This is a genomic window from Stenotrophomonas sp. SrG, assembly GCF_050031795.1.
In the GTDB taxonomy this organism is placed as follows: Bacteria; Pseudomonadota; Gammaproteobacteria; order Xanthomonadales; family Xanthomonadaceae; genus Stenotrophomonas; species Stenotrophomonas rhizophila_A.
On the sequence record NZ_JBNBBE010001748.1, the window covers coordinates 1 to 230 of the forward strand.

1 pseudogene is annotated in these 230 nt (G+C 74.3%); it reads left to right on the forward strand.

What is annotated here, in order from left to right:
* Positions 1–230: pseudogene (locus ACQG3P_RS25250) on the forward strand (UDP-N-acetylglucosamine-peptide N-acetylglucosaminyltransferase); the annotation flags it as partial.

Here is a 230-nt window from a genome sequence, read left to right on the forward strand (position 1 = left end):
ACGCCGGCCTTCAGCGACCCGGTCCGGCGCCTGCCCCGCGCGTTCCAGCCCTCGGACAACACCGGCGTGCTGGAGCCCGCGCCAGGCCGCGAGGCCTGTGGCCGGCCCGCGCAGGGCGTGGTGTTCTGCTGCTTCAACAACAGTTACAAGCTCACCCCGCGCAGCATGCGCCGCGCGTTCGCGGTGCTGCAGGGCGGGCCGGGCAGCGTGTTGTGGCTGCTGTCCGGGCC